Source organism: Variovorax sp. P1_H2 (assembly GCF_056405295.1).
In genome coordinates this window covers 1-4,269 of sequence record NZ_JBFUCJ010000225.1, presented here as the reverse complement: position 1 = coordinate 4,269, position 4,269 = coordinate 1, and the positions used below count along the sequence as shown (strand labels likewise).

Genomic DNA, 4,269 nt, shown 5'->3' with positions numbered 1-4,269 from the left:
GTTTTCAGTCATTCTTGAAGCTTCAGCAATTCGGCCTGAAAATCGGCCGATGCCCAAAGACACCCTGCCCGCTCTCAGCCACGAATTCGTCGCCCACTTCGGAGAGATGGGCAGCAAATGGGGCATCAACCGCACGGTCGGCCAGATCTATGCGCTGATCTTCATCTCGGAGCGCGCGCTCAATGCCGACGAGATCGCCGAGATGCTCGAGTTCTCGCGCTCCAACGTGAGCATGGGCCTGAAGGAGCTGCAGGCCTGGCGGCTGGTACGGCTGCGCCACCACGCGGGCGACCGGCGCGAATACTTCGAGGCGCCCTCCGATGTCTGGGAGATCTTCCGCGTGCTGGCCGAGGAGCGCCGTCGGCGCGAGGTCGAGCCGACGCTGTCGATGCTGCGCATGGCGCTGCTCGAAGAACCCAAGACCGACGCCGAGCGCCATGCCCAGCAGCGCATGCGCGAGATGCACGACCTGATCGACCGGCTCATGAAATGGTTCGACGACGTGCAGCGCCTGGCGCCCGAAACCGCGATGCAGCTCATGGGCATGGGCGCGACCGTGACCAAGGTGCTGGGGCTCAAGGACAGGCTGACCGGCGCCAAGGACAAGAAAGCCTGAGGCCTGACGGCCTCAGGGCTTGTCGAGCTTGTCGTGCCGGATGGCCTCGTCGTCCATCAGCTCGTACCACATCGCGTTCAGCACCGCGAAGGTCGCGGCGAGCGGCAGTCCCAGGATCCAGGCGAAGTACCACATGATCGGATTCCTCAATCGCAGTTAATAGGCGTGGCCGCGCTCTTCGCTGATCGCGGTGGCGTCGACCTTGCCGCGCAGCACGCTGTAGATCCAGCTCGTGTAGGCCACGATGAGCGGGATGAAGATGGCCGTGACCACCAGCATGATGAACAGCGTCAGGTGGCTGGACGACGAGTCGAACACCGTGAGGCTGGCACGCGGGTCGATCGACGACGGCAGGATGAACGGGAACATCGAGACGCCGACGCTCAGGATGATGCCGGCGATCGACAGGGCACTGGCCAGCAGCGTCATCAGCTCGGCCCGCATGCGCAGGCCCAGCAGCGCCAGCAGCGCGCCGGCCAGTCCCAGCCCCGGCACGACGTAGAGCCACGGATGCGCCTCATAGTTGGCGAACCAGGCGCTCGAATGCGTCTCGACCGTCTTGAGCAAGGGGTTCGACGGTCCGTCGGCCGGCAACGCGCTGGTCACGCGGTAGCCGTCGACGAACTTCCACAACAGCACGCCGGCCAGCGCATACAGCACCATCGTCGCGACCGCCGCCACGCTGCCGTAGGCCCGCGCGCGCTGGGCCACCGGGCCCTGCGTCTTCAGCTGCAGCCAGGCGGCACCGTGCATCGCGAGCATCGCCACCGACACCAGCCCGCAGAGCAGCGCGAACGGATTGAGCAGGCCGAAGAACGAGCCGTCGTAGAAGATGTGCATGTCGGTGCCGAAGCGGAACGGCACGCCGCGCAGCACGTTGCCCATCGCGACGCCGAAGATCAGCGAGGGCACGAAGCCGCCGATGAACAGCGCCCAGTCCCAGCGCGCGCGCCAGCTCGGCTCGTCGCGCTTGCCGCGGAACTTGAAAGCCACCGGCCGCACGATCAAGGCCACCAGGATCGCGAACATCGCCAGGTAGAAGCCCGAGAACGACACCGCATAGAGCTGCGGCCAGGCCGCGAAGATCGCGCCACCGCCGAGGATCAGCCAGACCTGATTGCCTTCCCAGACCGGTCCGACGCTGTTGATGATCACGCGGCGCTCGAGGTCGGTGCGGCCGGCAAAGGGCAGCAGCATGCCGGACCCCAGGTCGAAGCCGTCGGTGACGGCGAAGCCGATCAGCAGCACGCCGAGCAGCAGCCACCAGATGACTCGCAGGACTTCGTAGGAAAGCAGTGTGTGGAGAATCATGGTCAGGCTCCCAGGGAGGTGCGCGGCAGGCCCGCGATTTCAGGATCGGCCTCGGCGCGATAGACGCTGGGCGGCGGCACCGGATGCTCGGCCGGCCCCTTGCGGATCGCCTTCAGCATCAGCTTCATCTCGATCACGAACAGCACCGTGTAGATCGCCACGAAACCGATGATGGTGCCGAGCACGGTCGCCGCGCCGAGGTTCGACACCGCCACCGCGGTCGGCAGCACGCCTTCGATCACCCAGGGCTGGCGGCCGACCTCGGCCACGATCCAGCCCATCTCGGCGGCGACCCACGGCAGCGGGATCGAGAACACGGCCACCTTGAGCAGCCAGGGATGCGCATCGAGCCGGCGCCGCGCCGACAGAACGAAGAAGGTGGCGGTCAGCACGATGAAGAACATGCCGAGTCCGACCATGATGCGGAACGACCAGTAGAGCGAGAACACCGGCGGCACCAGGTCCCACGAGGCCTTGCTGATCTGCTCGGGCGTTGCCTGGCGCGGATCGTCGACGTAGCGCTTGAGCAGCAGCGCGTAGCCCATGAAGTTGCCGTGGGCCTCGAAGTCGGCGCGCGCCTGCGGCGGGATCTCGGCATCGCTCTTGGCCTGGCGGATCGTCTGCAGCGCGTCGTAGGCCTTGATGCCGTCGCGGATGTGGTCCTCGGCACGGGCGACCAGGTCCTCGATGCCGGGCACCTCGGTGGTCAGCGAGCGCGTGCCGATCAGGCCCAGCAGCATCGGGATGTGGACCGCGAAGTGGGTCTCGCGGGTGCGCTGGTCGGGAAAGCCGAAGGCGGTGAAGGCGGCCGGCGCCGGCTCGGTCTTCCACATGGCTTCGATCGAGGCGACCTTCATCTTCTGGTGTTCGGTCGACAGGTAGCCGCTCTCGTCGCCCAGCACCACCACCGACAGCGCGGCCGCGAGGCCGAAGGAGGCGGCCACGGTCATCGAGCGCTTGGCGAGCTCGAGGTGGCGGCCCTTCAGCACGTACCAGGCCGAGACGCCGAGCACGAAGATGGCCGCCACGGTGTAGCCGGCCGACACCGTGTGCACGAACTTCGCCTGCGCCACCGGGTTGGTCAGCACGGCGCCGAAGTCGGTCACCTCCATGCGCATGGTCTGCGGATTGAAGGCTGCGCCCACCGGGTTCTGCATCCAGCYGTTGGCGATCAGGATCCACAGCGCTGAGAAGTTGGAACCGATCGCCACCAGCCAGGTGACGATCAGGTGCGCCACCTTGGACAGCCTGTCCCAGCCGAAGAAGAACAGGCCGACGAAGCTGGCTTCGAGGAAGAAGGCCATCAGCCCCTCGATCGCCAATGGTGCGCCGAAGACGTCACCCACATAGTGGCTGTAGTAGCTCCAGTTCATGCCGAACTGGAACTCCATCACGATGCCGGTGGCCACGCCCATCGCGAAGTTGATGCCGAACAGCACRCCCCAGAACTTCGTCATGTCGCGCCAGATGGTCCGGCCGGTCATCACGTAGACCGTTTCCATGATCGCGATGACCACGGCCAGCCCGATGGTCAGCGGGACGAACAGGAAGTGATACAGCGCTGTCAGGGCGAACTGCAATCGGGAGAGGGCAACGATGTCGAGGTCCATGGGGTTCCTTTCGCGTTCTTGTCGGTCGTTTCTCAGTCCGGGCGCAACGCCCTCAGCGCCGCATCGAAGGCTGCCGTGCCACGCCGCAGGTCGGCCGTGATTCGGCCGTCACGCATCGCCAGCAGCCGGTCGGCCAGCGCCGCCTCGCGCCGCAGGTGGGTCGCGACCAGCAGCGTGCGGCCCGCCGCCTGGCCATCGAGGCGCTGCAATACATCGTGGGCGGTTGCAGTGTCCAGGGCTTCGGTGGGTTCGTCCAGTAGCCAGATGGGCACGTCGCGCAGCAGCAGCCGCGCCAGGGCCAGCCGGCGCGACTGCCCGCCCGACAGGCCCAGGCCGCCTTCGCCCAGCGCGGTGTCGAGTCCCGCGGCCATGGCGCGCACCTCCTGCGCGAGGCCGGCGGCCTGCAGGACGGCCCAGAGCCGGGCGTCGTCGGCCGCCGGATCGGCCAGCAGGAGGTTGTCGCGCAGGCTGTCCTGGAACAGCTCGGTGCGCTGCGTCAGCAGGCAGTGCGGCGCGCTGCGCAGCGCGCCGGCGCTGGCCGCGAGTTCACCCGCGAGCACGGCGAGCAAGGTCGACTTGCCGGCGCCGCTGGGCCCGACCAGCGCCACCTTTTCGCCGGCGGCCAGGTCCAGCGAGACGCCATGCAGCGCGGGCGCACGACTGCCGGGATGGGCCGCGCCGACATCCCTGAGGCGAAGCGCCAGACCCGGCTCCAGCGGCGCGGCCGGCGAC

The 4,269-nt window shown here is 67.5% G+C and carries 5 protein-coding genes; 1 reads left to right on the top strand and 4 read right to left on the bottom strand.

The window, feature by feature from the left end:
• The first annotated feature begins 49 nt into the window (after window positions 1-49).
• On the top strand, window positions 50-616 hold the full coding sequence (locus AC1D2E_RS34960; RefSeq protein WP_478201651.1) for a GbsR/MarR family transcriptional regulator: 567 nt from the start codon (window positions 50-52) through the stop codon (window positions 614-616).
• A gap of 12 nt (window positions 617-628) precedes the next feature.
• Here the strand turns inward: AC1D2E_RS34960 and cydX are convergent, their stop codons facing one another.
• The 4 genes from cydX to AC1D2E_RS34940 form a co-directional block, all read right to left on the bottom strand.
• Window positions 629-751: a cytochrome bd-I oxidase subunit CydX gene (gene cydX, locus AC1D2E_RS34955; protein ID WP_286367183.1), complete on the bottom strand. Its 123-nt coding sequence runs from the start codon at window positions 749-751 to the stop codon at window positions 629-631.
• Between the two features lie 21 nt (window positions 752-772).
• Complete coding sequence (cydB, locus tag AC1D2E_RS34950) at window positions 773-1,927, bottom strand: cytochrome d ubiquinol oxidase subunit II (protein WP_478201650.1); 1,155 nt, start codon at window positions 1,925-1,927, stop codon at window positions 773-775.
• Between the two features lie 2 nt (window positions 1,928-1,929).
• On the bottom strand, window positions 1,930-3,537 hold the full coding sequence (locus tag AC1D2E_RS34945) for a cytochrome ubiquinol oxidase subunit I (protein WP_478201649.1): 1,608 nt from the start codon (window positions 3,535-3,537) through the stop codon (window positions 1,930-1,932).
• A gap of 32 nt (window positions 3,538-3,569) precedes the next feature.
• On the bottom strand, window positions 3,570-4,269 hold a 700-nt coding region (locus AC1D2E_RS34940), incomplete at its 5' end, for an ATP-binding cassette domain-containing protein (protein WP_478201648.1).